This window comes from Ensifer sp. LC163 (assembly GCF_001695855.1).
Classification (GTDB): domain Bacteria; phylum Pseudomonadota; class Alphaproteobacteria; order Rhizobiales; family Rhizobiaceae; genus Ensifer.
Genome location: NZ_MBSS01000017.1, coordinates 1 through 26,149, shown reverse-complemented (window position 1 = coordinate 26,149; position 26,149 = coordinate 1). Strand labels below are relative to the sequence as shown.

The 26,149-nt window shown below is 61.2% G+C and carries 31 protein-coding genes; 12 read left to right on the top strand and 19 right to left on the bottom strand.

Translation table 11 applies throughout. The annotated features are described in order from the left end of the window. Window positions 1–15: 15 nt before the first annotated feature. Window positions 16–450, bottom strand: a complete 435-nt coding sequence (locus BC360_RS16155; protein ID WP_065795919.1) for a hypothetical protein — start codon at window positions 448–450, stop codon at window positions 16–18. Window positions 451–556: 106 nt separating this feature from the next. Between BC360_RS16155 and BC360_RS16150 the strand changes: the two genes are divergently transcribed. From BC360_RS16150 to BC360_RS32765, 6 genes are all read left to right on the top strand, one after another. Then, window positions 557–949 carry a hypothetical protein gene (locus tag BC360_RS16150; protein ID WP_244512749.1) on the top strand — a complete coding sequence of 131 codons (393 nt, stop codon included), beginning with the start codon at window positions 557–559 and terminating at the stop codon, window positions 947–949. 101 nt (window positions 950–1,050) lie between these two features. After that, window positions 1,051–2,505 (top strand): multicopper oxidase family protein, encoded by a 1,455-nt coding sequence (locus BC360_RS16145; protein ID WP_065795963.1) that lies wholly within the window; start codon window positions 1,051–1,053, stop codon window positions 2,503–2,505. A 30-nt stretch (window positions 2,506–2,535) separates the two neighbouring features. Then, window positions 2,536–2,976 carry a DUF411 domain-containing protein gene (locus BC360_RS16140; RefSeq protein WP_065795918.1) on the top strand — a complete coding sequence of 147 codons (441 nt, stop codon included), beginning with the start codon at window positions 2,536–2,538 and terminating at the stop codon, window positions 2,974–2,976. A gap of 22 nt (window positions 2,977–2,998) precedes the next feature. After that, window positions 2,999–3,550 carry a hypothetical protein gene (locus tag BC360_RS30825; protein WP_139110068.1) on the top strand — a complete coding sequence of 184 codons (552 nt, stop codon included), beginning with the start codon at window positions 2,999–3,001 and terminating at the stop codon, window positions 3,548–3,550. Between the two features lie 3 nt (window positions 3,551–3,553). After that, on the top strand, window positions 3,554–4,246 hold the full coding sequence (locus BC360_RS16130) for an SCO family protein (RefSeq protein WP_065795917.1): 693 nt from the start codon (window positions 3,554–3,556) through the stop codon (window positions 4,244–4,246). Continuing rightward, a complete protein-coding gene (locus BC360_RS32765; protein WP_083222591.1) occupies window positions 4,243–4,470 on the top strand; it encodes a GDCCVxC domain-containing (seleno)protein in 228 nt (75 codons plus the stop codon). Before BC360_RS16130 ends, BC360_RS32765 begins: the two co-directional genes overlap by 4 nt. A 155-nt stretch (window positions 4,471–4,625) precedes the next feature. Here BC360_RS32765 and BC360_RS16125 read toward each other — a convergent pair whose 3' ends face one another. From BC360_RS16125 to BC360_RS16080, 10 genes are all read right to left on the bottom strand, one after another. Next, window positions 4,626–4,838: a hypothetical protein gene (locus tag BC360_RS16125; RefSeq protein ID WP_065795916.1), complete on the bottom strand. Its 213-nt coding sequence runs from the start codon at window positions 4,836–4,838 to the stop codon at window positions 4,626–4,628. Window positions 4,839–4,974: 136 nt separating this feature from the next. Next, the gene (arsK, locus tag BC360_RS16120; protein WP_065795915.1) at window positions 4,975–6,201 is read right to left on the bottom strand and encodes an arsenite efflux MFS transporter ArsK; all 1,227 of its coding nucleotides are present in this window, start codon (window positions 6,199–6,201) and stop codon (window positions 4,975–4,977) included. 2 nt (window positions 6,202–6,203) lie between these two features. After that, complete coding sequence (locus tag BC360_RS16115) at window positions 6,204–7,688, bottom strand: NAD(P)-binding domain-containing protein (protein WP_083222590.1); 1,485 nt, start codon at window positions 7,686–7,688, stop codon at window positions 6,204–6,206. Continuing rightward, window positions 7,655–7,975 carry an ArsR/SmtB family transcription factor gene (locus BC360_RS16110; RefSeq protein ID WP_065781915.1) on the bottom strand — a complete coding sequence of 107 codons (321 nt, stop codon included), beginning with the start codon at window positions 7,973–7,975 and terminating at the stop codon, window positions 7,655–7,657. Before BC360_RS16110 ends, BC360_RS16115 begins: the two co-directional genes overlap by 34 nt. 107 nt (window positions 7,976–8,082) lie before the next feature. After that, the gene (arsH, locus tag BC360_RS16105; RefSeq protein WP_083222589.1) at window positions 8,083–8,793 is read right to left on the bottom strand and encodes an arsenical resistance protein ArsH; all 711 of its coding nucleotides are present in this window, start codon (window positions 8,791–8,793) and stop codon (window positions 8,083–8,085) included. Beyond that, a complete protein-coding gene (gene arsC, locus BC360_RS16100) occupies window positions 8,786–9,214 on the bottom strand; it encodes an arsenate reductase (glutaredoxin) (RefSeq protein ID WP_065781913.1) in 429 nt (142 codons plus the stop codon). Before arsC ends, arsH begins: the two co-directional genes overlap by 8 nt. After that, window positions 9,211–10,284 carry an ACR3 family arsenite efflux transporter gene (gene arsB, locus BC360_RS16095; protein WP_065795914.1) on the bottom strand — a complete coding sequence of 358 codons (1,074 nt, stop codon included), beginning with the start codon at window positions 10,282–10,284 and terminating at the stop codon, window positions 9,211–9,213. Before arsB ends, arsC begins: the two co-directional genes overlap by 4 nt. Further along, complete coding sequence (locus BC360_RS16090; protein ID WP_065795913.1) at window positions 10,284–10,811, bottom strand: arsenate reductase ArsC; 528 nt, start codon at window positions 10,809–10,811, stop codon at window positions 10,284–10,286. The genes arsB and BC360_RS16090 overlap by 1 nt, the downstream gene beginning before the upstream one ends. A 63-nt stretch (window positions 10,812–10,874) precedes the next feature. Beyond that, window positions 10,875–11,213: an ArsR/SmtB family transcription factor gene (locus tag BC360_RS16085; protein ID WP_065781907.1), complete on the bottom strand. Its 339-nt coding sequence runs from the start codon at window positions 11,211–11,213 to the stop codon at window positions 10,875–10,877. A gap of 145 nt (window positions 11,214–11,358) precedes the next feature. Further along, window positions 11,359–12,192 carry a nickel-binding protein gene (locus BC360_RS16080; RefSeq protein ID WP_065781905.1) on the bottom strand — a complete coding sequence of 278 codons (834 nt, stop codon included), beginning with the start codon at window positions 12,190–12,192 and terminating at the stop codon, window positions 11,359–11,361. 345 nt (window positions 12,193–12,537) lie between these two features. Here BC360_RS16080 and BC360_RS16075 point away from each other — a divergent pair, with 345 nt between their 5' ends. The 4 genes from BC360_RS16075 to BC360_RS16060 all read left to right on the top strand — a co-directional run bounded on the left by BC360_RS16075 (window position 12,538) and on the right by BC360_RS16060 (window position 16,101). Next, window positions 12,538–12,855, top strand: a complete 318-nt coding sequence (locus BC360_RS16075) for a hypothetical protein (protein ID WP_139110067.1) — start codon at window positions 12,538–12,540, stop codon at window positions 12,853–12,855. An 86-nt stretch (window positions 12,856–12,941) separates the two neighbouring features. Beyond that, a complete protein-coding gene (gene folE, locus BC360_RS16070; RefSeq protein WP_244512748.1) occupies window positions 12,942–13,667 on the top strand; it encodes a GTP cyclohydrolase I in 726 nt (241 codons plus the stop codon). A 127-nt stretch (window positions 13,668–13,794) separates the two neighbouring features. Continuing rightward, on the top strand, window positions 13,795–14,508 hold the full coding sequence (locus tag BC360_RS16065) for an RNA polymerase sigma factor (RefSeq protein WP_065795911.1): 714 nt from the start codon (window positions 13,795–13,797) through the stop codon (window positions 14,506–14,508). A 63-nt stretch (window positions 14,509–14,571) separates the two neighbouring features. Further along, on the top strand, window positions 14,572–16,101 hold the full coding sequence (locus tag BC360_RS16060) for an FAD-dependent oxidoreductase (protein ID WP_065795910.1): 1,530 nt from the start codon (window positions 14,572–14,574) through the stop codon (window positions 16,099–16,101). Window positions 16,102–16,149: 48 nt separating this feature from the next. Here BC360_RS16060 and BC360_RS16055 read toward each other — a convergent pair whose 3' ends face one another. Further along, entirely contained in the window at window positions 16,150–16,881 is a 732-nt protein-coding gene (locus tag BC360_RS16055; RefSeq protein ID WP_065795909.1) for a GntR family transcriptional regulator, read from the bottom strand. A gap of 217 nt (window positions 16,882–17,098) precedes the next feature. On the opposite strand from BC360_RS16055, the gene BC360_RS16050 reads away from it, so the two are divergent. Beyond that, entirely contained in the window at window positions 17,099–18,112 is a 1,014-nt protein-coding gene (locus BC360_RS16050; RefSeq protein ID WP_065795908.1) for an SIS domain-containing protein, read from the top strand. A gap of 83 nt (window positions 18,113–18,195) precedes the next feature. Then, window positions 18,196–19,008 (top strand): PfkB family carbohydrate kinase, encoded by an 813-nt coding sequence (locus BC360_RS16045; protein WP_065782128.1) that lies wholly within the window; start codon window positions 18,196–18,198, stop codon window positions 19,006–19,008. A 12-nt stretch (window positions 19,009–19,020) separates the two neighbouring features. Here BC360_RS16045 and BC360_RS16040 read toward each other — a convergent pair whose 3' ends face one another. From BC360_RS16040 to BC360_RS16010, 7 genes are all read right to left on the bottom strand, one after another. Continuing rightward, complete coding sequence (locus BC360_RS16040) at window positions 19,021–19,908, bottom strand: DMT family transporter (protein ID WP_065781892.1); 888 nt, start codon at window positions 19,906–19,908, stop codon at window positions 19,021–19,023. Next, on the bottom strand, window positions 19,898–20,869 hold the full coding sequence (locus tag BC360_RS16035) for an amino acid ABC transporter permease (RefSeq protein ID WP_065781890.1): 972 nt from the start codon (window positions 20,867–20,869) through the stop codon (window positions 19,898–19,900). The genes BC360_RS16040 and BC360_RS16035 overlap by 11 nt, the downstream gene beginning before the upstream one ends. Window positions 20,870–20,890: 21 nt before the next feature. Next, window positions 20,891–22,171, bottom strand: coding sequence for an NAD(P)/FAD-dependent oxidoreductase (locus tag BC360_RS16030; protein ID WP_065795907.1), 1,281 nt, complete (start codon window positions 22,169–22,171; stop codon window positions 20,891–20,893). 64 nt (window positions 22,172–22,235) lie between these two features. Further along, window positions 22,236–23,063, bottom strand: a complete 828-nt coding sequence (locus tag BC360_RS16025; protein WP_065795906.1) for a transporter substrate-binding domain-containing protein — start codon at window positions 23,061–23,063, stop codon at window positions 22,236–22,238. Window positions 23,064–23,389: 326 nt separating this feature from the next. Then, window positions 23,390–24,820, bottom strand: coding sequence for an FAD-binding oxidoreductase (locus BC360_RS16020; protein ID WP_065781884.1), 1,431 nt, complete (start codon window positions 24,818–24,820; stop codon window positions 23,390–23,392). Window positions 24,821–24,875: 55 nt separating this feature from the next. Beyond that, window positions 24,876–25,457 (bottom strand): S-(hydroxymethyl)glutathione synthase, encoded by a 582-nt coding sequence (gene gfa / locus BC360_RS16015; RefSeq protein ID WP_065781882.1) that lies wholly within the window; start codon window positions 25,455–25,457, stop codon window positions 24,876–24,878. 117 nt (window positions 25,458–25,574) lie between these two features. Then, a partial coding sequence (locus tag BC360_RS16010) for a zinc-binding dehydrogenase (protein ID WP_139110066.1) occupies window positions 25,575–26,149 on the bottom strand: 575 nt, incomplete at its 5' end.

Sequence of the window (26,149 nt, the reverse complement as noted above, 5' to 3'; positions counted from 1 at the left end):
GTCGGGGCGATTTGATCAGGCGGGTACCAGTTCAATAATCCGCATGGTACTGGGTTTGTCGCTCTTGTTCGTGTCGGTTTCTACGTTTCCGACCGGGCAGAAGTAAATGTCGCCGGGCTGTAACGTGAAAGGTTCCTTCCCTTCAATTTCCACATAGAGGGGCGCACCCTGTATTTCGCAGATATCGACGGTCTTCGATGTGTCAGGGCCGAATTTTGATCCGGGCTGGAAGGTGATTTCCATCAGCAGCGCTTTCGAGAAACCGGGAATCGGCGCTACAGGTGCGGCCTCTTTGAACGTTTTCAACGTTACCCCCGGAGCAAGTTCCTCCACTTTCACCTCGTCCGACAGTGTGGGCGAAACTCCTCCGAAGATCGCGGCAACGCCCGCCGCACCGAAGATCAGTACTGACCGCCGATCGATTTCAGTCCGCGTTTGAACATGTTCCATGTTCTCCTCCTGTCTTTCGGAAAATGAACACGTGAGAGTAGCATTTCGAGACGTAATCTACCATCACCCCAGCGAGCGACCGAATGCGGACAGAGGCTGACGCGGCTTGTTTTTGGCGCAGTTCGGCGTAATTCTTTTCTTGATGAAACTTTGGTCGGTCCGACAGCTTGTCACCTCGCTCCTCGCGGTCTTCGTCGCCGCGGGGATGAGCCTGTCGGTCGCCCATGCGAGCGGCATGGCCGCCAGGATGGCGACGATATCCGACATGGCCATGCCCGACCACGGCGACTGCCAGGATTGTCCTGAGCCGCCCCCCGACAGCGTGAAGACGATGGCTTGCGGCAATGTTTGCGCCGCTCCCGCAGTCGCGCCGCTGCCAATCGCGGTGCTCCTGCCGATCGGGGAGACGGTGGCTTCCTTCGCGGCCGGCGGTCTGCTCCTCAGTGGCAGGGCGTTGCTGCCCGATCCCGATCCACCACGAACCTCCGACATCGGCTGATTTCCGGCTATCGCGACCCAAGCGACCGAGCCGGACAAGCGAACGCGTGCGCATTGAAGGTCCACGCGTTCCATCATCCTCGATGATTGGAAGGATCGAACGTGAATAGAGAGTCCAACGGCCTCGTATCGCGTCGGAGCCTGCTCCAGACCGGAGCGGGCCTTCTGTTCGCGACGGCGTTGCCGCCGTTCCCGGCACGGGCTGCATCGTCCGACGGTTACCGGATTGTCGCAGCACCAGCCCGCGCACGGCTTGTCGGTGCAAATCAGCCCGAGACGGATGTCTGGGCCTACAATGGCACTGTGCCCGGCTCGCTCGTGCGGCTCCGCCAGGGCGAGCCCGCTCGCCTGCTGGTCGAGAACCGCCTCGACCAGGACACGACCGTCCATTGGCACGGCATAAGGCTGCCCAACGCCATGGACGGTGTGCCCGGCCTCACACAGCCGCCCATCAAGCCTGGCGAGACCTTCGTTTACACGTTCACCCCGCCCGACGCCGGGACCTTCTGGTACCACCCGCATGCGAACAGCCTGGAGCAGCTCGGGCGCGGTCTTGCCGGGGCCGTGATCGTCGAGGAACGCGAAGCCGCCGCTGTCGATCGCGATCTTCTCTGGTTCGTAACCGATTGGCGGCTGAACGAGGAAGGTGGGATAGCCTCCGGCTTCGGCAATCGCATGGAGGCGGGGATGTCCGGGCGGGTCGGCAATACCGTCACGCTCAATGGCCGGGTTTCTGAGGCAGAAGCGGTCCGCGCCGGCGAACGCGTCCGCCTGCGTCTCGTCAACGGATCCCTCGCGCGGATCATGGCGCTGCGTTTCGAAGGGCACCGGCCTGTGATCGTGGCGATCGACGGACAGCCGTGCGACGCGCACGAGCCGGAGCGCGGCCGCATCCTGCTCGGCCCGGCCATGCGTGTCGACGTTATGATGGACATGCAGGCAGAGCCGGGACGGCGCTACGGCGTCATCGACGATTTCTACGAGGGGCTGTCGTACCAACTGACGCAGCTCGCCTATGAGGAGAGACGTCCCGTCCGCGAGCATCCGCTCGATGCTCCGCTTGGCCTGCCGCGCAACCCTTTGCCGGTGCCAGACCTTGCTGCAGCACTGCGACAGGATCTGACCATCCAGGGCGGCATGATGAGCGGTATGATGACCGGAACCGGCGGCATAATGGGTGGCGGGATGATGCACGGCACGATGAAGGGTATGGGCGGTGGCCCGTCATGGGCGATCAACGGCATGTCGATGACGGGCGACGGCCATGCGGGCATGGAACCTGCCCTCACGTTCCAGCGTGGACGCAGCATCATGCTGGTGTTGCGCAACGATACGGCCTGGTGGCACCCGATGCATTTCCATGGCCATAGCCTGAGGGTGCTGAGCCGCAACGGCACGCCGGTACTGCATCGCCAATGGCAGGACACCGTGTTGATCGCACCGAAGGACGTCGTCGAAGTCGCCTTCGTTGCCGACAATCCCGGCGACTGGATGCTGCACTGCCATGTGATCGACCACCAGATGGCCGGGCTGATGACCGTGCTTCGTGTCGCCTGAAACAAACAGAGCTACTCAAGGAGAACCGAAATGAACCGCACCATCCGCTTCGCCAGTCTCACCGCTCTCGTTGTCTTCGCCACCCCGGCACTGGCCGACCCCCTCCAGGCGACGCTCTACAAGAACCCGCAATGCGGCTGCTGCGAGGGCTATGCCGCCTATCTTCGCGAAAACGGCTTTAACGTCGACGTGAAGCCTACCAACGACCTCGCTGAAATCAGCCGCAAGGCGGGCGTGGCTGAGGGAATGCAGGGCTGTCACACCATGTTCATCGACGGCTATGTGGTCGACGGGCACGTGCCGGTGAAGGTCGTCCGCAAGCTTCTCACCGAGAGGCCGGCGATCGCCGGCATTACCCTGCCAGGAATGCCGATGGGGTCGCCCGGCATGGCCGGCACCAAGACCGAGAAGTTCGTGATCTACACCGTGCCCAAGGACGGCAAGGCCCCTTCCGTCTATGCGGAGGAGTGAGGTCGGACGGGAGGTCATCGCCATGACCGAAATCATCATGGAGGCAACATCGAAGGCGGTGGGCGGGCCGACATCCGCCTTGAGTCGTCGGTTGCTCCTGGCGTTGCCGGCTGTCGCATTCGCGCGACTGGCCGCCGTGTTTGCCTGGGGCGTCAGTCGCGATCCGCGGCGGCTTCCGTCGGCGCTGTTCGGCAAGGGGAGAAATCTTATGAGAGCGCCTATTTCAGCCGAAGTTCGATCTCGTACCCAATCGCAGCCGCTTGGTCACAGGCTTCCGTGCTCGCTGCGAGGCGGGCGGGGACGGCTTGTTCTGCTGGGCACCCTCATGCTTGGCCTTGGCGCGGCCCTCAACTGGAGTTGGCTGGTCGCCGTCGGCGTTGCACCACTGCTGGTGAGCGTGCTGCCCTGCGTCGCCATGTGCGCGCTTGGATTCTGCATGAGCCGCGTGGTTGGCTCACCGGATGGGGCGTCGTCGGCCATTTCGGCGGAAACCGACGATGCCTCCGCTTCACTCGCGGTTCCGCGGTCGTACTCGTCGTCCAGGCACGGCGATGCCACCGCTGTCGAGAGGTGACCCATGCGCGCATTGCATTCAGCCCTGATTGTCATCGCAATGACGGTGGCTTGCGTCGCCCCGGTGCTGGCACATTCGCTCGAGGAGGTCGATCAGGACCTCCGCGCCACGGAGACATACTTCCAGGCGGTCGACAACGAAGGGCCCGCATTCACATTGCAGGATTCGGCGGGCCGCACCGTCAGCCTGTCCGACCTTCGAGGCAAGGTCGTAGTGTTAAACTTCGTCTACACCAACTGCCCGGACGTCTGTCCCCTGCATGCCGAGCGAATCGCGGAACTCCAGACGATGATCAACCGGACGCCGATGAAGGCGATGGTCGAGTTCGTCACCATCACCACGGACCCGAAGCGCGATAAAGGAACGGTGCTCAGCGAGTACGGACAGGCGCACGGCCTCGACCCGGTGAACTGGATGTTTCTGACCGCAGTGCCGGGCCAGCCGGAAGACAGTACCCGCAAGATCGCCGAAGCTTACGGCCTCAAGTTCACCGAAAGCGAGGAGGGCATGCAGATGCACGGGATCGTCACCCACGTCATCGATCAGGACGGCCGCCTGCGCGCCCGTTTCCACGGCCTGAAGTTCGAGCCTGTCAATCTCGTCGTCTTCGTCAACGCGCTCACCAATCAGACCCAGAAACCCCACGGACATCCGGTACCGGGATTGTGGGAACGATTGAAGGGGTTGATACGATGACGACCGGCGAGTCCCGCAGCCCGTCCATTCTCGAATCCGTGCTGACCTGCCCACATTGCGGCTTTGCCAAACGCGAGACCATGCCCTTGGATGCCTGTCAGGTCTTCTATGAATGCCTCAATTGCAAAACCCTGCTACGCCCAAATCCCGGTGACTGCTGCGTGTGTTGCTCGTTCGGTTCAGTGAAGTGCCCGCCGATCCAGCAGCACGGGTCCTGCGGGTAGGGCTCGGCTCCGATTTCCGAGGCGATTTCCCGGTTTATCGACCGGTTCAGGGCGGCGCCTGCGCTCCTACAGCCCCGCGCGTCAAATATGACGCGCTAAGGACGCTGTAACACTTTAAATTTGCCGCATAATTTCATCCTTAAATCGGATCCGATTTAAGGAGTTATGCAGTAACGAAGTTTGGCCACAGTGCGATACGCATTGATCAATGCTTCACGACCACGGGGCAGCCCGGCGCGGCTGCCTTTTTCGCTCGACGCTTCGAGTGCTTGCAGCAGGTGCTCGGCGACGTCCAGCCGACCCTGTCGGCAAGCTTGTTTGAACAGAGTGAGGATGTTCTCTTCTAGTTTGTCGGCGCGACGGTCCATTCCTGATGACCTCCATGCTGGACGGAATCTTAACGCTTCCAACGATGGCAAGGTCAAGCGAACAGAAGGAGGAGAATATCCGGCTCCAGCTTCCTGGAAGGTCAAGGCGCTATCCGAATCTCAGCGCGTTCTGAGATCACTGCATGCGTCTGACGTTCACCGTTTGTCGAAGGGCCACAGGGCGCCGCTCGACTGACACGATCGCAAGGAATGCCAAAGCCCCGGCTACACCGATAGCTATCGTCACCCAGATCGAGACGACGACGCCGATCCCCGCCATAGACATGGACATGGCGAGTGGCGCAATTGCCGACATCATCTGTTTCGCAGACGTGGCCCAGCCGAGGCGGCTGCCGTACCCCTTTGATCCAAACAATTCGAGCGGCAATGTCCCCCCGACAATGCTTGTGAGACCGGAGCCCAGTCCAAAGCAGATTGCGAACATTACAGCTCCGGGCACCCACGGTGTCGTCATCAGCAGGATCGTCAGACCGATTGGTAGAAGTCCAGTTGCGATGACGGCCAGCCATTTCTGCGACAGCTCGCGGCCGAAGAGCAGGTTGATCAGGCGGCTTGCAACCTGGGCTGGACCGAACAGGGAAGCAACCAATAGACCTGCTGCACCAAACCCGAGCGCCTGTGTCAGCGGTACCATGTGAACCAGGATCGCCGACAGGGCATAGCCCTCGATGGCAAAGCCGAGCAGCATCAGCGAGAACAGCAGTGTTCCGTTCGCAACAGGCCGGTGTTCGCTAATAGGGACAGTGCTGGTCTTGGAGGCTGACACTGCTGTGGTCGTCAGCCGGGCAAGCGCCAAGTGCACTGGAAGGCAAACGAGGAGGTTCAACGCTGCGAACAGCAGATAGACTTCCCGCCAGGACAGAAAACCATGCAGCCAGGACGTCAGCGGCCAGAACACCGAGGAGGCGAAACCGGCGATCAGCGTCAGGTGAACAATGGATTTCTGCGCATTTTGTCCCCCGGTCTGAACGATTGCAGTGAACGCGGTGGCATAGAGAACGGCGACCGAAACGATCTCGGTCAGCGCCAGTGCGACAGCGAAGGTGATCGGTCCGGTGGACACGGCCATCAAGGCGAGTGTTGCGGACGCCAGCAGCGATCCTGCCGCCATCAACCGCCCCGCGCCAATCCTGTCGGCAAGGTAGCCTGACAGGGGTGCAGCAAGGCTGCCAACGAGCAGAGCCACCGAGAAGGCTCCAAACACCCATTGCTGCGATTTGCCGATATCTTCCGCGATTTCGGGCACAAGGATACTGAAGGCATAGTAGAGCGTGCCGTATCCGATGATTTGCGTTGCGCCGAGCCCCGCAAGCGCCCATGCGGGTAGCTTTCGTTCTCCCATCATCACGCTCGCGCTTTTTCGACAACTGGTGCGGCACAGCCGCATCCGGATTTTCCAGCGGCCTTCGCGGTCGCATCAGCGGCACAGCAGGCGTCCGCCTCCACGGGCGCGGGTCCGCCGCAGCATCCCGATGTGGCGTTTACTGCGAGATCGACGGAGCACACACCTGTTTCAGGAAGAACCAGTTCCACCCGCCGCGCGGTGACATGATCTCCTGCAAGCTCGGCGACCACGGAACGGACCTGTTCGTAGCCGGTCTTCATCAGGAATGTTGGAGCGCGGCCATATGACTTCGAGCCGACAATGTAGAAATCCTTTTCCGGATGAGCCAATTCGTCGACGCCGTGGGGCGGGACGGTACCGCAGGAATGAAGGTTCGGATCGATGAGAGGCGCCAGGGCTGGCGGGGCCTCGACGGCAGGATCGAGATCAATGCGGAGTTCTCGGAGAAACGATAGGTCGGGCCGGAAGCCAGTCGTGACCACCACCCGGTCTAGCGCCAGTGTCACTGGCTCTCCATTTGCCATGGCCTTGACGACGAGCCCTTCGTCTTCGGATTTCACGCTCTTGGCGGCGAAGGACGTCAGCATTCTGAGGCGACCCTCGTCCATGGCCCTCTTCGCAGCCAATCCGAGGGCACGGCGCTCGGGAAGCTGGTCATTGAGACCGCCGCCGAGCAGGCGAGCCACTCCATGATGGCGGAGCGCCCAGAAGATTTCGGTCGCAGGATCACTTTCCTGAAGTTCCAGCAGGGCCAAGGCGACATTGATTGCTGAATGACCGCTTCCGACAACCAGTGTTCGCTTGCCGACGAAGTCAGACCGCCTGATTCCGGCAACGTCAGGTATGCCATAGGAAACCCTGCTGGAACTGCGTTCGCCAAAGACGGGCAGACCGTTGATCCCCATCGGGTTCGGATGCGTCCATGTGCCGGAGGCATCGATCACAGCTCGTGCCAGAACTTCGTGCTCGCCCCAGATATCGTCGTATCGGACTACGAAAGGCGCATCCTGGCGACCGTTTGATGCGACCTTGTCAAATCCCTGACGGGTAATCGCCGTGACCGTTGTGCCGAGCTTCAGGTTGGCCGCAATCTTGGGGACACCCGCCAACGGCAGAAGATAGTTTTCAACGATTTCCCGGCCCGTCGGCACACCATCAGGCTGCGGGGCGTTCCAGCCGAGATCATCGAGCAATCGTCGCGCGGCATCGTCGATGTTGTATTTCCAGGGGGAGAAAACCCGCACATGGCCCCAGTCGATCAGGGACGAGCCTACGGAAGCTCCCCGCTCCAAGATAAGGGGCGTGATGCCTGCCTCCACCAATCTTGCTGCAGAGGCGAGTCCAACGGGACCAGCGCCAATGACAGCGACCGGAAGCCTTTCAGGGAATATCACGTGCTTCTCCTTTCGTATTTCTGGAAATTTCGAAATTTGAATGCAAAAAAACGCCTTCAGGCCACGGTTTCGCGGGTTTGCTTCGAGCATCCCGCGTCGGCGCAGCACTCGTCCGCGAGGTAACCGATCAGGGCATTCATGTGCTTGTAGTTCGCGGTACAGATCAGCGTCGTCGCCTGACGGTCCTGGATAACAAGGCCAGTGTCGATGAGCCGCTTCAGATGGTGTGAAAGCGTGGAAGCTGGAATTTCCAGCTTTTCTTGGAGCCTCCCGACCGGCAGGCCATCGTCACCTGCACGCACGAGCGCCCGGTATATCTGGAGGCGTGTGACGTTGCCGAGGGCTTCGAGTTGGGATGCTGCTTTTTCGATAATCATGGAAATAGGCTACGGCCCCGTCCACATTCTCGTCAAGTGTTATTTCCACGATTATCGAAATATCGACGAGGCGAGCGACCTGATCGTCTCGCAATTGGTGCTGCATGTCAGATGGCTTTGAGCTGGACCCGCTTTTCCAGCTTCTCCGCATCCTCTTTCCGCTCGCTGTAGCGGTCGGTGAGGTACGGCGAAGCATCTCGGGTCAGCCAGGTAAACTTCACCAGCTCCTCGCAGACATCGACGACGCGGTCGTAAAAGGACGATGGTTTCATTCGGCCGTCGGCATCGAATTCCTGCCATGCCTTGGCAACCGAAGACTGGTTCGGGATCGTGATCATCCGCATCCAGCGCCCGAGAATGCGCATCTGGTTGACGGCATTGAAGGACTGGCTGCCGCCGGAGACTTCCATGACGGCCAGCGTCTTGCCTTGCGTCGGCCTGATGGAGCCGAGGGAAAGCGGTATCCAGTCGATCTGGGCCTTCATGATGCCAGTCATCGCGCCATGCCGTTCTGGGCTGACCCAGACCTGGCCTTCCGACCACTCCGAAAGATCGCGCAGTTCCTTCACCTTGGGATGGCTGACCGGCGCTTCATCGGGCAACGGCAGGCCCTTCGGATCGAAGACCCGTACCTCGCAGCCGAAGTGCTCCAGGAGACGACGAGCTTCGTGAGCGAGAAGGCGGCTGTAGGAGATTTCCCGAAGCGAACCGTAAAGGACCAGGATGCGTGGTTTGTGCATCGAGAACTGAGGACGCAGCGCATCGAGATCAGGCATGCGGAAGTGTTCGGTGGCGGCGGCAGGCAATGCTTCAGACAATGCGCTGCCCCTTCTCGTCGAGGACCCTTTCGCCGTCTTCCTTGGTGAAAGCGCCCTTGTGGGTGTCGGGAAGGATTTCAAGGACGACTTCGGAGGGACGGGAAAGACGCGTCCCCATCGGCGTGATGACGAACGGCCGATTGATGAGGATCGGGTCCTTCAGCATGGCGTCGAGCAACTGTTCATCTGTCAGTTCCGGGTTGTCGAGGCCGAGTTCCGCGTACGGGGTGCCTTTTTCGCGAATTGCCTCACGAACTGTGAGCCCGGCATCGGCAATCATCTGCACAAGCCGGTCGCGCGTCGGAGGCGTGTCCACGTATTCAATGACAGTTGGCTCAATACCCGCATTGCGGATCATCTCCAGCGTGTTGCGCGACGTTCCGCATTCGGGATTGTGGTAGATGGTGACGTCCATGATCATGCCCTTTCGGCAACGGTTTTTTCGATGACGGTGTTCTTGGCGACGGAAGGGCTTGCTTCGTACCAGCCCTTGGAGCGGTTCACGATCCAGACGACGGACAGCATCACCGGCACCTCGATGAGGACCCCAACGACGGTTGCGAGCGCAGCACCCGATTGGAAGCCGAACAGACTGATGGCAGCCGCGACCGCGAGTTCGAAGAAGTTTGATGCTCCGATGAGTGCGGACGGTCCCGCAACACAATGCTGTTCGCCAGTCATCCGGTTCAGCAGATACGCCAGGCCAGAATTGAAATAGACCTGGATCAGGATCGGGACGGCAAGCAGCGCGATGATGGTCGGCTGGGCTATGATCTGTTCGCCCTGGAAACCAAACAATAGGACCAGCGTTGCCAGCAGCGCCACGAGCGATAGGGGCTGCAGCTTGGTCAACAGCGCATCGAGAGCCTTCGTCGTGCCATCGGCCATCAACATTTTCCGAAGGACCTGCGCGATCGCCACCGGGATCAGGATGTACAGCGCGACCGAGATCATCAGCGTGTCCCACGGCACGGTGATCGCCGAAAGGCCGAGAAGCAGGCCGACGATGGGAGCAAACGCGACAATCATGATTGCGTCATTGAGCGCGACCTGTGAAAGCGTGAAATGCGGCTCCCCCTTTGTCAGGTTGGACCAGACAAAGACCATGGCGGTGCACGGGGCTGCGGCAAGAATGATCAGCCCGGCTATGTAGGAGTCGATCTGATCTTCGGGCAGCCACGAGCGAAACAGGTAGCCCACGAATAGCCAGCCGAGCAGTGCCATGGAGAAAGGCTTGACCGCCCAGTTGATGAACAGGGTGACACCGATTCCGCGCCAGTAGCTACCGACCTTGGACAAGGATCCGAAGTCGATCTTCAGCAGCATGGGAATGACCATCAGCCAGATGAGGATGGCCACGGGAATATTGACCTTGGCGACTTCCGCTGCACCGATGGCCTGGAAGACGCCTGGCATGAAATGACCAAGCGCAATGCCAACAAGAATGCAGAGAAACACCCAGACGGTAAGGTATCGTTCAAACGCGGACATCAGCTTACCTTCTCCCGGGGCTGCGTGGAGCCTTCCATCTTGCCGATCTGGCGCAGATGCTGCTCAAGGGCGAGCTTGTCGATAGAGGAATGCGGAAGACTGAGAAACGCCGATATACGGTTCTTGAGGAACCTCGCTGCTTGAGCGAAGGCCTGTTGCACCTCGACTTCTGTCCCTTCGACGGCCGCCGGGTCTTCGATACCCCAATGTGCGGTCATGGGATGGCCGATCCAAACCGGGCATGCTTCGCCCGCCGCGCTGTCGCAGACGGTGAAGATGAAGTCCATCTGCGGTGCGCCTGGCTCAGCGAAGACGTCCCAGCTTTTCGAGGAAAACCCCGTGGATGGATAACCGAGTGCCTCAAGCTCCTTAATGGCGTGAGGATTGACCTCGCCCTTTGGATTGCTGCCAGCGGAATAGGCGCGGAAGCGGCCCTTGCCCTCGCCGTTGAGGATGGATTCGCCAAGAATAGAGCGAGCGGAATTGCCCGTGCACAGGAAGAGCACGTTATAAACACGGTCAGACATTGTCCTTGTCCCTAGTGGTGTTGATCCGGCTTTTGAGAAATACGCAAGCTCATGCACTCGCCTTCATCGCGGGCAGCAGGGCGTGAGTTCGGCGACGAGCGGCATGCAAATCTCCGCGTTGCCCCCACAGCAGTCCTTGATCAGGAACAGCGTCAGTTCGCGGAACACGTCGAGGTTTGCGCGGTAGATGATTGAACGGCTTTGACGCTCTCCGGATATTAGCCCAGCCTGAGCCAGCGTCTTCAGATGTGCCGACATCGTATTTTGCGGCACGCCGATAATCCTCGCCAACTCGCCGACAGGCAGGCCCGCCGGCTCATGCTTGACGAGCAGGCGGAACGTGTCGAGACGGGTGCTCTGTGCAAGAGCGCCGAGTGCGGTGATAGCTTCTGAGTTATCCATATATCTGCATTACTGGATATATGGATGTTCGTCAACCGTAAAGCCTGTAACCCTCTGAGGCGGCGCTTTTAACCGGTCAAGCGGCGTGCGAACCGGTTCTGGCAGCGTTGCAGCCGGCGCAGGGGCTGAATTACAGCGCCGCGCGTCATATTTGATGCGCGGCGCTGTAATTCAGCCACTCGCACCGGTAGGCCCGGATTGGCTTTGCAAATCCCTTTAGCCGGTGGCGGCCACCATGGGTGAAAACATCAGCCTTGCCGTACTCTTGGTATATGTTTTCGGATATCAGGATTTGATCGCTATGGGCGGCAGCGCAAAGCCTTGCTGCCAGCTGCACCGTGGTGCCGAAGAGATCATTGCTGTCCTCGACAGGTTCGCCACAATCCAGTCCGATGCGGATGTGAATTGGCTCGGCATTGCCTGCGTTGTAGTGATGGAACTCGCGTTGGATCTCAATTGCACAGTCGACTGCAGATACCGTGGAGGCGAACGCCGCCATTATTCCGTCGCCAGTGTGCTTGACCTCACGGCCGGATGATCGTCCCAGGCAACCGCGAACGAGGGCATCATGAGCTCTGATGAGTTCAATGGCCATACGATCGCCAAGGCGCGATGTCATCTCGGTAGATCCGACCATGTCGGTGAAAAGGATCGCCCGGTGACCGGCGTCCATGTCTTTCGAGATCGATTCAGCCGCCTCAGGATCTTGTATTCGCCCGAGAAATGCCTCGACAGCTGAGAGCGCCACCTCCACGACTTCGCCGGCAATGAACCCGTGGGCCTCGCGATGAACGCATTGCGCGGTTTCGGCGTCCGGCGCATCTATCAGACAGAAGGTCGTTCCCCGCCGGTGGTCAAACCAGTAGGTCAGGAACTTGACGCCGTACCGGTCCTGTATGCTGAGATCTTTAAGATGTGCTTCGGCGACATCAGCGGCGGAAACGCCTGCAAGATCATGCCGGTCCATGAAGATAGGCATTCGTTCGCTCCCGAAGGGACGGTCGCCCCAGCCGGCCCTCAGTTTACGACAGTGCCGGGCTATCGTCTATCTCGGACAGAGCGCCGTCGCGCCCGAGTCGTCTATGACTTAAGACCTCTTCTTGATGATCCCGGCACGGTGGCCGACTGTTGGCAGTCCTGCCTTGACCGGCTTTGTTGTCGTCGCCTAGCTCTTACCTTTTGCCATATCCAAAAAAATTTCATCTGAACTTGGGAACACGGCGGGCGATCACCTCATCCAATGTGCAGGAAGGGATGTGGCAGATGCCGGCAAATGGCCGGACGTATGTCCGATCCTGCGATTTGTGCGACCGCGGAGACTGTCATGCCGTTTTCTAGGTTTTCCCGCCCGGCCATCAGCCATCACCTCGCTCTCACTGCGGCCGTGGCTGCATTGACGGCGTCGCCCGCTTTCGCCCCTGTGTCCGCCTACGCTCACACGGCGTCGCATGAACGGGCCGATTTCCTTGCCAAGGCCAATTCGAACTGGCCGCAGGATACCGTGCGGGAGATGCTGAAGGGGCATATCGTCTCGTGCTGCTCGATAAGGGCGGCTTTCTCGCTCTTGCCGTTGGCGGGTGGTTCGGTGGCCGGCTCGTCTATCGCCATGGCGTCGGAAGTGACCAGGCATGAGCACAAGTAATGCTCGTCAGCAGCCGTTGATGGGGCGGGCTCAACCAACTGCCGCGCCGGCCTCCGAAGCCGGGCGCAAGTGACCGGAGATTATCGTTGCTCAAGACTGCACTTGCTCCTGCCTTGGAAAATGAGATCGCTGCAATGAAGGCGTCCGACCGGGTTCGGCTGAGGCTGCTCAAGGCTGGGCAGACCTTTCGCGCCAATGACAACACCTGGGGATTCGTGGAAGACGGCGAGTTGGATGAGCTGCGTCTTGAGGTGGAAGAGCGGATGAAGGAGGTGCTCCGCGCCCTCGTCATCGATATCGAGAACGACCATAATACAGCCGACACCGCGCGCCGCGTGGCCAAGATGTTCATCAGTGAGGTGTTTTCCGGCCGCTACCAGGCCGCGCCTTCGGTCACGGCGTTTTCGAACGTGTCGCGGCTCAATGAACTGATGATCGTCGGCCCGGTCAAGGTGCGGAGCGCCTGCTCGCACCACCTGTGCCCGATCATGGGAAAGGTCTGGATCGGCGTCCTGCCGAATGCCGCGTCCGACCTGATCGGGCTGTCCAAATACGCCCGCCTATGCGACTGGATCATGAGCCGACCGCAAATCCAGGAGGAGGCTGTGGTCATGCTTGCGGATGAGCTCGAGCATCGCATCAAGCCCGACGGGCTGGCGATCATCATGGAAGCGGATCATTCCTGCATGCATTGGCGCGGCGTCAAGGACGAACGGTCCGTATTGACCAACTCGATCATGCGAGGCGCTTTCCTTGAAGATGCGGCCTTACGCGGCGAGTTTCTGAGCCTGCGGAACCGAGGCAAAGATTAATCTCATGAACTGGTGTGCCTGTCATGTACCTCAATACTATTGCAGTTCACGATCATGACGCCGACAATCGGGGCGGTGACAGAACACGGCACCGGTCTCTTCGTCCATTCAACGAACGGTGGCACATATGCAAGTCCCATCTCGCCGGGTGACGCCTCGGCCTTCGGAAGACGCCACGGAGGCTCAGCTGATCTCGCGCGCCGCCAACGGCGATGGAGCAGCCTTCGCGGCTATCATGCGCCGCCACAATCAGCTTCTATTCCGCACGGCGCGCAGCATTGTCGGAAACGACGCCGAGGCGGAAGATGTCGTCCAGGAAGCCTATCTGCGCGCCTGGCGCGCCCTGCCCAGCTACCGTTCCGAGAGCAAACTCTCGACCTGGCTGGTGCGCATCACAACCAATGAGGCGCTTGGGCGGTTGCGGCGCAAGAGCGCGCAGGTGATCCCATTAGAGGTTGCCATGATTTCTTCCGAACCCGAAACCCAGGCGGCACTGACCGATGAGCCTGGCCGGGGCCCAGAGCAATCGGTGATGCGCGTACAGATGCGCAAGCTGATGGAGGCGCGCATCGACCTGCTTCCCGAGGTGTTCCGGACGGTCTTCATGCTGCGTGCGATCGAGGAGATGAGCGTGGAGGAGGTGGCGCTGGCGCTGGAAATTCCGGCGGCCACCGTGCGCACCCGCTTCTTCCGCGCCCGAAGCCTGCTGCGCGAAAGCCTGGCTCAGGAAATGGATTCCGCCCTTGGTGACGCCTTCTGCTTCGATGGCGCCCGTTGCGACCGGATTGTCACCGCCGTGCTGGCGAAGGGCAGGGCGGAGGGGCTTTCCGACGAGGAGTGAACATTCAACAGGGGAATGCTTGCCGCGCCCCGTCACGATGAGTTGCGTGGAAGGAGAAATGCCATGGCCTCACATGCAAACGAGGATGCCGGCCCCGATCTGACCGAGGGCGTCACCCTTGCCAATTTCGACGACACGCCGATGCTGCGCGGCCATGTGGGCAAGAAGGCGGTCCTGCTCGTCCGTGTCGGCGATGAGATCCTGGCGGTGGGCGCCAATTGCACCCACTACAGCGGGCCGCTGGAAAAGGGTATCGTCGTCGGTGACACGGTGCGCTGTCCCTTGCACCATGCCTGTTTTTCACTGCGCACCGGCGAGGCGCTTGGCGCCCCTGCCTTCGATCCGCTGCCTTGCTGGCAGGTCGAGCGCGAGGGCGACCGGATCGTGGTCCGCGAGCGCAAAACATCCGAGCCGCAGCGCGCTGGATCGGCAATGGGCCAGCCGCAGGACATCGTCATCATCGGTGGCGGCGCGGCGGGATTTTCCTGCGCCGAGATGCTGCGTCGGCGCGGCTACCAGGGGCGGCTCACCATGCTGAGCCAGGATGCCGATGCGCCCTATGATCGCCCGAACTTGTCGAAGGACTACCTGGCAGGCAACGCGCCGGATGAATGGATGCCGCTCAAGTCCGAAGGCTTTTACGGCAAGAGCAACATCGATCTCCAGCTTGGGACTGAAGTGAGCGGGATCGACGTGTCGGCGCGCGTCGTCACGATTACGGGCGGCCGCACCTTCCCCTTCGACCGCCTTCTCATTGCGACGGGGGCCGAACCGGTGCGGTTGCCGATCCCCGGCGCGGACCAGCCCAATGTCTTTACCCTGCGCTCATTTGCCGACAGTCGTGCCATCGTCGAACGGGCGAAATCGGCCAAATCGGCGGTGGTGCTGGGATCGGGCTTCATCGGCCTGGAAACAGCGGCCGCGCTACGAGCACGCGGGCTGGATGTGCAGGTGGTCTCGCTCGATGCAAGGCCGCTGGAAAAGGTGCTCGGCCCCGAACTCGGCGACTTCATCCGGGAACTTCACGAAAATCATGGTGTCAGGCTCCACATGGGCACTTCGCTTGCTTCGATCGGAGCAGACGCGGTCACGCTGAGCAGTGGTGCCGAACTGCCTGCCGATCTCGTGATCATCGGCGTGGGCGTCCGGCCGAATACCGCGCTCGCCGAAGCGGCGGGTATCGCTACCGACCATGGCATCCTCGTCGATGATTATCTCGAAACAGCTGCACCGGGCATCTTCGCGGCGGGCGACGTGGCGCGCTGGCGCGACGGCCAGATCGGTCAAACCCGCCGGGTCGAGCATTGGGTGGTCGCCGAACGCCAGGGACAGATCGCCGCGGAAAACATGCTCGGCGCAGGGAAGCCCTTCCGGGACGTGCCCTTCTTCTGGAGCCCGCATTACGATGTCACGGTCCGCTATGTCGGCCATGCCGAGGGCTGGGACAGACTGGAGGTTGATGGCGACATCGCCGCGCGCGATTGCCTGGTCAGCTACAAGAAAGGTGGCAAGCTCGTCGCGGTCGCGGCCATCGGCCGTGACGCGCAGGCGCTCGAATATCATGCCCACTTATACAGAAACCCGAAAAATTAAGCCGACGCTCCCACATCGCGTCCAGCACGCCTGTTCTTCGGAAATCGCCTACTTGCGCGTCAGGCTAAAGGAGAAATGGCTGCCGCGGTGATAGTCAATCGCGTAGTTCACCGGGACGCCGGCTGCGGTGAAGCAGGTTTCGGTGATGAGCAGGGCTGGCCCGAAATCCCTGAGGTCATGGCGCTCGATGACGTCATCGGGAAGCATGACGGAGGATACGCTGGCGGCGGACATGCGCGGGCGGCTGCCGTATTCCTCGAGCAGGTCCATCAACGATCCGCTCCAGTCGAGGTCGTAGAGCTTCGCCGGGATGATGCTGCGCGGAACGTAGTCGATGCAGTAGAGGATCGGCTCGTCATCATGCAGACGGATGCGCTCGATGCGGATCACGCGGCCGGCGGGCGAGAGATGCAAGCTGTCGGCGACGCGCGTGTCGGGTGTTTCCTCGGAAATCGACAGCACCTTGTTGACGGTGGTGTAACCGTAGTGGCGCGCCATGTCGGTGACGCTCTCGAAGACGGTGATCGGGCGATCGACCTGCACGGCCGAGAGCGCCGAAACGAAGCGGCCGCGGCCGTGCTCGACATAGATCACGTCGTCCTGTTCGAGCAGCTTCAGGGCTTCGCGCAGCGCCGGGCGGGAAATCTTGAAGCGCTGCGTGAGCTGCGCTTCTGTGGGCAGCTTTTCCCCCGGTTTCAGCCCCTCCAACCGGATGAGATCGGCAATCCGGTCCCGAAGCTGAATGGCCAGGGTGCGCGAGTCGCGAAGGGGCTCCTGCACTTCTATGCCTCGTGTTGTCGTTGATCGTCTAATCGTTCTTGTCTGACAAATCCTTGCCGGTCAAGTGTACGAAAGCCCGGCTTGTGGGCGCGTCCGCTTCGCTTCACGTGCGCATTTCCACAAATAGCGGAAAGCCGTCTTGACAGGTATTTCCAACGATGTCAGTTGTCTTACAACTAAAGCGTCATCGCTTCCTGCAAACATCGAGAGCAGAACCATGCTGAATTTTGACGAACAGAGATTCCTCCGTATCCAGTCCGGCGCAGTCGCGCTGCAGAACCGCCTGGAAACAGTGATCGTCTCCTGTCTTTCGGCGGGCGCAGACAACATCTTCTTCCTCGGCACCGGCGGCGCGGCGATCCTGATGCAGCCCGCGGCTCAGTTGCTGCAGCGGCGCTCGCGCTTTCCTGCCTTCATCGACATGCCGGCGGAACTGGTGCTCACCGGCTCGACCCACCTGACGGACAAGTCGATCGTCGTCATGCCGTCGCTTTCCGGCACGACGAAGGAAAGTGTGGCCCTTCTCGCCAGGCTGAAGGAAATCGGCGCGACAGTTGTGACCCTGGTCGGCCACGAGGAGACGCCGCTCGGCAAGGGGGGAGACCACGTCTTCGTCAATTTTGCCGAGGACGATACGTCCTGCGAATCCTTCTATCTGCAGTCGCTGTTCATCGCGCTCGCGATCCTGAACCATCGTGGCGAGATCGAAAACCACGCCGAGATCGTCAGCCAGCTCTCCCGCATGCCGGCGCTGCTGCTGGAGGTGAAGCGGGCCTATGAGCCGAAGGCGGAGGCCTTTGCCAAGATCCTCGCCGGCTCGGATTATCACATCATTACCGGTGCCGGGAACGTCTGGCCGGAAGCGTTCTACTACGGCATGTGCATCCTCGAGGAGATGCAGTGGATCCGCACCCGTCCCGTACACGCGTCCGATTTTTTCCATGGCACGCTCGAACTCGTCGAAAAGGGCGTCAGCGTCATTCTCTTCAAGGGCGAGGATGCGGCGCGCCCGCTTGCCGACCGCGTCCAGAACTTTGCGCCGGTCTACACAGACAAGCTGACCGTTCTCGACACCGCCGAGTTCGCACTGCCCGGCGTTTCGGCCGATGTGCGGGCGCTGGTGTCGCCCGTGCTGCTGGCGACTGTGCTGGAGCGCATCAGCGCCCATCTCGAAGTCCTGCGCAACCACCCGCTCACGACAAGGCGCTACTACAAGCGCGTCGCCTACTGATATTTGCTGCTTGACGCGATAATCCGGAGCTGCGAATGCGCATCATCGCGTTCGCGGCTTTGGCGTCCTATCCCGAGATGCGCATGAAAACCTTCCGCTTCGCCGCCGTCGGCGACAATTGCATAGACCGCTTCCAGCCTCCGCTTTCGCAATCGCTTGTTGGCGGCAACGCTGTCAACGTTGCGGTACAACTCGCCCGGCTCGGCCACGTCTCGCACTATTTCGGCGCCGTCGGTTCGGATCCGGCCGGCTGGCGAACGCGGCATCTCCTGGCTGACAACGGTGTCGACGTCACGTATATGCGGGAACGTGTCGGCGTCACCGCCTATACCGAGATCGACGTGCTTGCCTCCGGCGACCGCGTCTTCACCTTCGAGGATTTCGGCGTCTGCGCCGGCTACGAGCCGGACGCGGACGAGATTGCCGTCCTGAAGACCATGGATCATGTGCATATCGGCTGGATGGACGATGGGGGCGTTCTGCGCCGCACGCTCGCCGATGCCGGTATCAGTGTGTCGCAGGATGTGTCCGTCAATGCCGATCCGGTCAATCTCGGAACCGAGGGCCTGGCGATCGCCTTCGCTTCCGCCGGCGACGACGACGCGACGGCGGAAGCCTTGCTGCGCCGCCTGCTGGAATGCGGCGTGCCGCTCGCCGTCGTCACGCGGGGCAGCAAGGGGGCCATGGTCGGCGATGGAAGACAAACTGCTTCGATCGGCATCCGGCCGGTCGAGGTGGTCGACACGACCGGTGCCGGCGACAGCTTCATTGCCGGCTTTCTCGCAGCCCGAATTGCGGGTCTGCCACTACCTGATTGCCTTGCGGCCGGGCGCGACCGGGCTGCCCTGACCTGCATGCATGTCGGCGGTTTTCCGCAGCTGCCGCAGCCGCTCTGACGGGGCCGGGGACTATTTCAGAACGAGCAAGCCCGAAAGCATGATGATTCCAGCCCCGGCGATCATGTGCAGTTCCACCGGGGTCGAGAAGAGAAGAACCCCGTAGATGCATCCCCAGATGATCTGGCTGTACTGGAACGGTGCGACCACCGAGGCCTCGCCGATCCGGAATGCGCGCACCAGCAGCGCATGGCCGCCGAGAAGCAAGAGGCCGCCGGCAATCGCAAGACCGAGGTCGGCAAGGTCGATCGGCAGCAATCCACCGGACGCGGCAGCGACACCAAGCGCAACAGGCGTCATTACGACGAGAAGGCTTCCGACGAGTGCTTCATCCGTTTCCGCCACTTTCGCCCGGCGCAGCAAGATCAGGGAAAGCGCGAACAACACCGCAGAGCCGAGCGCCGCGGCATGGCCGAGATTGAGGGGCGCCACACCCGGCTTCAGGGCGACGGTAACGCCAGCGAAGCCGATCAATACGCCCACCCAGCCGACCGCCGAAAGCCGTTCGCGGAGAAACACGAAACCGAGAACTGCAACGAGGATCGGCGTGAGAAAGGCGATCAGGTAGGCCTCCGCCAACGGCAGCTTGGCGAAGGCGTAGTGGATCAGCATCGTATCGATCGCCAGCAACAGCGCACGCCAGAGGGCGAGGCCGGGCTGGCGCGGTATCAGCCGCCCGCTTCGGCCGGTTGCGAAAGACTGGATCAACAGTGCAACGAGGGCGGCAGCGGTGACAAGGAACGTCACCTGTGGCGCCGGCAGGCCCGATGCCATGACCTTCACGATGGCATCGGTGGCCGAGAAGATCGCGAAGGCGACAACAACGAGAAGGGCGCCACGGCCGTTCGACGGCACGATCGACGCGCCGCCGCGGGCCGTGGCGGGCGCGTCAACGGGCATTGAAGCGGCCGAAGCGCTCCTCGATGCGAGACTGGGCGTATTCCAGCCCGATCGACAGGATCCAGTAGATCATCGATGCGGTGATCAGCATCTCGATGTGGCGGAACTCGGTCTGGCCCTGGGTGCGGGCGAGATACATGATTTCCCAGACGCCGACGACGGAGACGAGGGAGGAGTCCTTCAGCATGGCGATGAACTGGTTTCCGGTCGGCGGAATGATGACCCGCATCGCCTGCGGCAGGATCACGAGCGCCAGGGTCTGGTTGGGGCTGAGCCCGAGTGCGGTGGCGCCTTCCGTCTGGCCGCGTGAAATGCTCTGGATGCCGGCGCGGAAGATTTCCGTCATATAGGCGCCGTAGCACAGCGAAAGCGCCAGGATGCCGGCAGGCACCGCGCCGATCACATAGCCGACCTGCGGCAGGCCGAGATAGATGATGTAGATCTGCATCAGGAGCGGCAGGCCGCGAAACAGCGAGGTGTAGAAGGTGGCGAGGCCGTAGACGACACCGTTGCTGGACAATTTGGCGATTGCGCCGGCCAACGCGATGACCGTCGCGATCACGATGGAGATCGCGGAAATGTAGAGCGTCGTCACCACGCCCTGTGAGACGAGAAAGCCGATCTTCTTGGCGATGAAGGCGAAGGACAGGTCGAACGAGTAGAAGAAGAGCATCAGAAGCACGAAGAGCTCAAGCCAGACGCCGACCACCTGCTGGCGCTGTGAGAGCTGGCGCAACGCTTTCCAGTTGGCGGCAACGATGAGCGCGATCAGGAGAGACGAAACCAGCCGCCCCATGGTCGGGTTTTCGCCAAGCCAACCTGCCGTGGCGGGCAGGACATGGCCGATCCAGGCAGAGCTGACACCGAGCATGTAGAGCGCAAGGACCACCAGGGTGAGGATCAGCAGCGCGCCGGCACGGCGCGAGGCTTCGGGATAGATGAGTATCAATCGACCGATCATGGTTCAGACCTTTCCCGTTTCTCAGGCGGCGCGCTCGCGCCACCAATCCTGTGCCTGGAGCTTCCAATAAGTGAGCTGGGCGACGGCAAGCCCGGCAAGCCCGCCCGCCCAGACGAGGCCGAACGGTTCATAGAGCTTGTAGCGTTCGGTCTCACCGAGAATGCCTTCGGCGATGACCTTGCCGCCGATCGCCGTCGTGTTGAGGCCATGTCCGCCGAAGGCCGTGCAATACCACACGCCGGGGCTCATGCGCCCGATCTGGGGCATCAGATGGCGGGCGTAGGACATGAGGCCCGACCAGGCGATTTCGGTCTTCAACCCGGCGAGTTGCGGATAGGTGCCGACCATTTCGGCGCGCAGTTCGCGCACGAGCGCGTCCGTCGAGGCTGCGCGAGTGGTTATGCGACCGCCCCACAAGAGGCGCCGGCCGCCATCGATCACGCGGTAGTAGTCGCCCGCGCGGCGGTTGTCGCCGACGGCGTCCTTCGTTGCGATCGCCGATGCGATAAGATCCGGCGCATCCTCGCTGACCATGACGTAGGTTGCGATCGGCAGGAAGGAGCGCTTCAGCTTTCCGTTGAGCGATCCGGTATAACCACCTGTCGTGAAGACGACATCGCGGGCCGTCACGCCTCCACCAGCCGTTTTCACCCGCTTCTGTGCGCCTGCCAGGTCCACGGATTTTACCGCGGACCTTTCGCAGATGCGGCCGCCAAGACGTTCGATCTCGCGGGCGATGGCGCGTAGATAGTTCAGCGGGTGCATGTGGAACGCATTGCGGTTGCGCAATGCCTGGAAATAGCGGTCCGACTTGAGGACCGCGCGGACCGCGTCGCGATCCATGAATTCGAGTTCGTAGCCGTAGCGCCGGCTGGTGTCTTCCGCATAGGCCTTGAGGCTTGCAGCATCGTCGTAGCGCAGCACGCTCATCAGGCCGGGTTGCGGCTGCGCGTCATCGATCTGAAGGGCGCGGATGTTTTCACGGATGAACTCCGTGCCTTCGATCGACAGCAGATGGAGGCTGCGGGCTGCTTCTTCGCCGGTGACGCGTGCGATTTCGTCGCCGTCCGTTGCGTAGCCCGGGCTGACGAAGCCGCCGTTTCGGCCGGATGCGCCGTAACCCACGCTTTCGGCTTCCAGAACCGTGACGCTTTTGCCGGCACGCGCCAGTTGCAGGGCAGTCGACAGCCCGGCGAGGCCGCCGCCGACGATCACGACGTCGCAATCGTGCGAGCCAGACAGAGCAGAGCGCGCTGTCTGATCCACCATGGTGCGCTTATAGTAGGTATCAGGATAGGTCATGATGTGCGGCTCCCCCAGATGCGTGTTGCGGCGCGGGCCAGATCGACCCACGCCGCTATGCTCGTCAGTCCGTGCTGTAGTCCTTGCCGTACCACTTGGTGGTCAGCGTGCTGAGAGTGCCGTCCTTCTTCATCTCCTCGATGATGCTGCCGACCTTTGCCGTCCAGTCCTGATCGACTTTCTCGGCGATCACGACGAGCGGCTCGCGGAAGGCATATTCACCTTCCAGGCTGCGGAGCGGATAGCCATTTTTGATGGCGTTGAGGGCCGTCTGCTCAGGCGCGATCACCGCGTCGAGGCGCACGCCGCTGCCAAGACGAAGATCGTCGAAGGGCAGCATCGAATCGGCAAAGGTTCGCACTTCGCCCGGCTCTAGTTTGTATTCGATCGGCGGCAAGCCCGGCGCGTCGATTTCCAGCCGGCGGTTGATGAAGTCTTCCGACGTTGTCGCGGTCTCGACGCCGATGACCTTGCCGTTGAGGTCGGTCACGGACTTCGCCTCACTGTCCTTGTGCACGACATAGACATAGGGGCTGTAGTAGTAGATGCCGACGAAATCGATGACCTGCGCGCGCGCTTTGGTTGGCGTTACGGAACCGACGCCGAGATCGTAGCGTCCCTGCCAGCGGCCGCCGGTCAACGTTGCCCAGTCCGGCGTCTCGAAGCTCACCTCGACGCCCAGGCGCTTGGCGATTTCGCGGGAGACGTCGATATCGAAGCCGACCATCTCGTTGCTGTCGTCCAGATAACTCTGGGGCGGCCAGCCGCTGTTGGTGGCGACGACCATCGCCTTCTTTTCGATGACGCGGTCAAGCGTCTGCCCGGCATGGGCAGAGGCGGCCGCGGCGACGAATGCGGCGCCTACGGCCAATCGTACAAAGAGCTTCCTCACATGATCCTCCTATTCGATCCGTCAGCCACGATCCCCTTTTATGTAAGATGTCTGACAACTGAATGTGTCAGTGCTCGCATTCTGGAGTCAAGGCCGTCGAGAGGACGAAATCATGAAAGAATAAGATAAAATCATATATTTCCGTTATGAATGGCAATCTTAACGCAGGAGCATTTGAAATCGTCGCAGAGATTGGCTTTGCACATAGCGGCCGCCTTGCCACATTTTAAGGGAGGTCAGCCTCTACTGCATAATTCCTTAAATCGGATCCGATTTAAGGATAAGATTATGCAGCAGGTTTAAAGCGCTACAGCGTCCTTTGCGCGTCATATTTGACGCGCGGCGCTGTAAAGCGCGTCCGCGCACAACACCTTTCCGGGATTGAGGATCGCCGACGCATCGAGCGCGTCCTTGACCCGATACATCAGCGCCAGCTTGACCGGATTCGATGTGGCTGACAGTGACCCCGCTCTCTTGGTGCCGATCCCATGCTCGGCAGAGAACGACCCGCCGATCGTAACTATGTCCCTGTACACCACCTTCTCAATGGCTTTCGCCTTTTCGCCCGGAATGTCACGGCCGGCCGCGTTGAGGACGATATGGAGATTTCCGTCGGCAAGATGGCCGAACACGTAGGGATCGAGCGCGGCATCCACTTCGCTCAGATCCGCAAGGCAGCGATCGAGATAGCTCCCGACTTCCGAAAGAGGGACCGAGACGTCGTAGGATGGCGCGCTCGGATGCTTTCGGTAGATGAGGTCCGTGTCTTCGCGTAGCCGCCAGAGATCCGCCTCCTGCGTGCCCGAGGACGCAATCACGGCCGAGACGTCGGGGTGAGCTTCGATGAGGTCTTCATAGATACGGCCGAGTTCCGATTGCAACGCTGCCTCTTCGGTCCCGCCGAGCGAGACCAACAGGTTGACTGGATGGTCGGCATTGTAGTCCGTCGCCGACCAGCGATGGTGGCCGGATGTCAGGCGGAAATAGGTATTCCAGATCGCCTCCGCCGCGCGTAGATGACCATATTCTGCGTCGAGCCCTCGACGAACCGTCTCGAGCACGGCATCCACCGATGGTAAGCCAAAGAGGGCTGTTGCTGTGGCAGGGGGCTGGGGTTCGAGTTTGACGGCAATGCGCGTTATGATGCCGAGCGTACCTTCGGCCCCCACGAAAAGATGCTTTAGATCATAGCCGGCGGCGTTTTTCACGACGCGTGTAAGGTCGGAATAGATCGAGCCATCCGCGAGCACGGCCTCCAGACCAAGAATGCGATGCCGCATAACCCCGAACCGAAAGGCTGCAATACCCCCGGCATTCGTCGAGGCCATGCCTCCGATAGTTGCCGAACCGCGCGACGGCAAATCGATCCCTGTTTCAAGTCGATGCTCCGCGGCCGCCACTTGCAGCGCCTGTAGTGTCACGCCAGCCTCCACGACTGCAACGCGCTCGATCGGTGAAATATGCAGGATCCGATTGAGGTGGGCGGTCGAAAGCACCAGTTCGCCCGGCCGAGACATCGCCCCGCCTACGAGCCCGGTTCGTCCTCCATGGGTGACGAGCGAGACCCCGTTGGTGAGGCAACATTTGACGATGGCGGCAACCTCCCCGGTGGTTCTCGGGAGGACGACAGCGCCTGCCCCCAGGTTTTCAGGCGCAACTCCGTGGTCGATCGTGGAAATAGCCTCTCCGTCCTTGAGGTTTCCTTCACCGACAATTTTACGGACTTCGGCTTTGAATTCGGGGGGCAGGCTATGCATTCGATGTTACCTGTTGGTGGATATCGAGAACGATGAGGTGCTTGCGGCAAGTCGCTCAGGCGGTGTCCGTCCTAAGCGCGCCACTCTTTTTCGCCGTCCAGGTGGCGATGTAGTCCATCAGGCCGGGGTTGAGGCAGTCATAGGGCTCGATACCAAGGTCTCGCAGGCGGGCACGCACGCTATCCATCTTTGCCGGATCGTATCCGCTTTCGATGATCGAAGACACGAAGGCCGCAAACCCGGGCTTTGCCCAGCCCGTTTCCTGGAACCGCTCAGGATGCAGGAAGGAAAGCCCCTTGAACGCATGGTCGCGTTCGACGGGGCCGTACATGTGCACGCCGCAGTCCTTGCAGGCGTGGCGCTGAATAAGAGCGGCCGGATCCACGACAGCGAGCTTGTCGCCGTTTTCGAGTATCTCGACATTGTCCGTCGGCGCGACGGCGACGATCGAGAAGACAGCACCATCGGGCTTCCAGCACTTGGTGCAGCCGCAGGCATGGTTATGGGCAATGTCGCCCTTGATCCGGACCTTCACAGCGTTGCTCGTGCAGTTGCACACAAGTGTGCCGCCCGAGAAGGCCGCGTCGGTCGCCTTGAAACCGGAATCGAGGGATGGATGTATCGCAATGCTTGGCATGGGCTTCTCCTCCTTCATGGCCGGCGCGCTATGCCCGGCCGATCACTGGCATCGCTAGGCGGACGCTTGGCGATGCGATGAACGGATTGCATTCGTGATGCGGTTTTGAACCCGCGCTCAGTATACCACGACGCTGCGGATGCTCTCGCCGGAATGCATCAGCTCGAAGCCCCTGTTGATGTCTTCGAGCGCCATGGTGTGGGTGATCATCGGATCGATCTCGATCTTGCCCTCCATGTACCAGTCGACGATCTTGGGAACGTCGGTGCGACCGCGGGCGCCGCCGAAGGCGGTGCCCATCCAGCTGCGGCCGGTGACGAGCTGGAACGGCCGGGTGGAGATCTCCTGGCCGGCGCCGGCAACGCCGATGACCACCGACTTGCCCCAGCCGCGATGCGAGGCCTCGAGCGCCTGACGCATCACCTTGGTGTTGCCGGTGCAGTCGAAGGTATAGTCGGCGCCGCCGATCTGGTCGGCCCCGCGCTTCGTCATGTTGACGAGGTAGGGCACGATGTCGTCGCCGATCTCCTTCGGATTGACGAAATGGGTCATGCCGAAGCGTGTCCCCCATTCCTTCTTGTCGTTGTTGAGGTCGACGCCGATGATCATGTCGGCGCCGGCAAGCCGCAGGCCCTGGATGACGTTGAGGCCGATGCCGCCGAGGCCGAAGACGATCGCCGTCGCACCCATCT

Coding starts and splice junctions, on each gene's coding strand:
- BC360_RS16130 (WP_065795917.1), top strand. CDS start 3,554: ATGCGCGCATTGCATTCAGCCCTGATTGTCATCGCAATGACGGTGGCT.
- BC360_RS16085 (WP_065781907.1), bottom strand. CDS start 11,213: ATGGATAACTCAGAAGCTATCACCGCACTCGGCGCTCTTGCACAGAGC.
- BC360_RS16115 (WP_083222590.1), bottom strand. CDS start 7,688: ATGCTCGAAGCAAACCCGCGAAACCGTGGCCTGAAGGCGTTTTTTTGC.
- BC360_RS16050 (WP_065795908.1), top strand. CDS start 17,099: ATGCTGAATTTTGACGAACAGAGATTCCTCCGTATCCAGTCCGGCGCA.
- BC360_RS16060 (WP_065795910.1), top strand. CDS start 14,572: ATGGCCTCACATGCAAACGAGGATGCCGGCCCCGATCTGACCGAGGGC.
- BC360_RS16035 (WP_065781890.1), bottom strand. CDS start 20,869: ATGATCGGTCGATTGATACTCATCTATCCCGAAGCCTCGCGCCGTGCC.
- gfa (WP_065781882.1), bottom strand. CDS start 25,457: ATGCCAAGCATTGCGATACATCCATCCCTCGATTCCGGTTTCAAGGCG.
- BC360_RS16030 (WP_065795907.1), bottom strand. CDS start 22,171: ATGACCTATCCTGATACCTACTATAAGCGCACCATGGTGGATCAGACA.
- BC360_RS16125 (WP_065795916.1), bottom strand. CDS start 4,838: ATGGACCGTCGCGCCGACAAACTAGAAGAGAACATCCTCACTCTGTTC.
- BC360_RS16080 (WP_065781905.1), bottom strand. CDS start 12,192: ATGCCTATCTTCATGGACCGGCATGATCTTGCAGGCGTTTCCGCCGCT.
- BC360_RS16065 (WP_065795911.1), top strand. CDS start 13,795: ATGCAAGTCCCATCTCGCCGGGTGACGCCTCGGCCTTCGGAAGACGCC.
- BC360_RS16110 (WP_065781915.1), bottom strand. CDS start 7,975: ATGATTATCGAAAAAGCAGCATCCCAACTCGAAGCCCTCGGCAACGTC.
- arsB (WP_065795914.1), bottom strand. CDS start 10,284: ATGTCCGCGTTTGAACGATACCTTACCGTCTGGGTGTTTCTCTGCATT.
- BC360_RS16045 (WP_065782128.1), top strand. CDS start 18,196: ATGAAAACCTTCCGCTTCGCCGCCGTCGGCGACAATTGCATAGACCGC.
- BC360_RS32765 (WP_083222591.1), top strand. CDS start 4,243: ATGACGACCGGCGAGTCCCGCAGCCCGTCCATTCTCGAATCCGTGCTG.
- BC360_RS16020 (WP_065781884.1), bottom strand. CDS start 24,820: ATGCATAGCCTGCCCCCCGAATTCAAAGCCGAAGTCCGTAAAATTGTC.
- BC360_RS16140 (WP_065795918.1), top strand. CDS start 2,536: ATGAACCGCACCATCCGCTTCGCCAGTCTCACCGCTCTCGTTGTCTTC.
- BC360_RS16090 (WP_065795913.1), bottom strand. CDS start 10,811: ATGTCTGACCGTGTTTATAACGTGCTCTTCCTGTGCACGGGCAATTCC.
- BC360_RS16155 (WP_065795919.1), bottom strand. CDS start 450: ATGGAACATGTTCAAACGCGGACTGAAATCGATCGGCGGTCAGTACTG.
- arsK (WP_065795915.1), bottom strand. CDS start 6,201: ATGGGAGAACGAAAGCTACCCGCATGGGCGCTTGCGGGGCTCGGCGCA.
- arsC (WP_065781913.1), bottom strand. CDS start 9,214: ATGATCATGGACGTCACCATCTACCACAATCCCGAATGCGGAACGTCG.
- BC360_RS16075 (WP_139110067.1), top strand. CDS start 12,538: ATGCCGTTTTCTAGGTTTTCCCGCCCGGCCATCAGCCATCACCTCGCT.
- BC360_RS30825 (WP_139110068.1), top strand. CDS start 2,999: ATGACCGAAATCATCATGGAGGCAACATCGAAGGCGGTGGGCGGGCCG.
- BC360_RS16040 (WP_065781892.1), bottom strand. CDS start 19,908: ATGCCCGTTGACGCGCCCGCCACGGCCCGCGGCGGCGCGTCGATCGTG.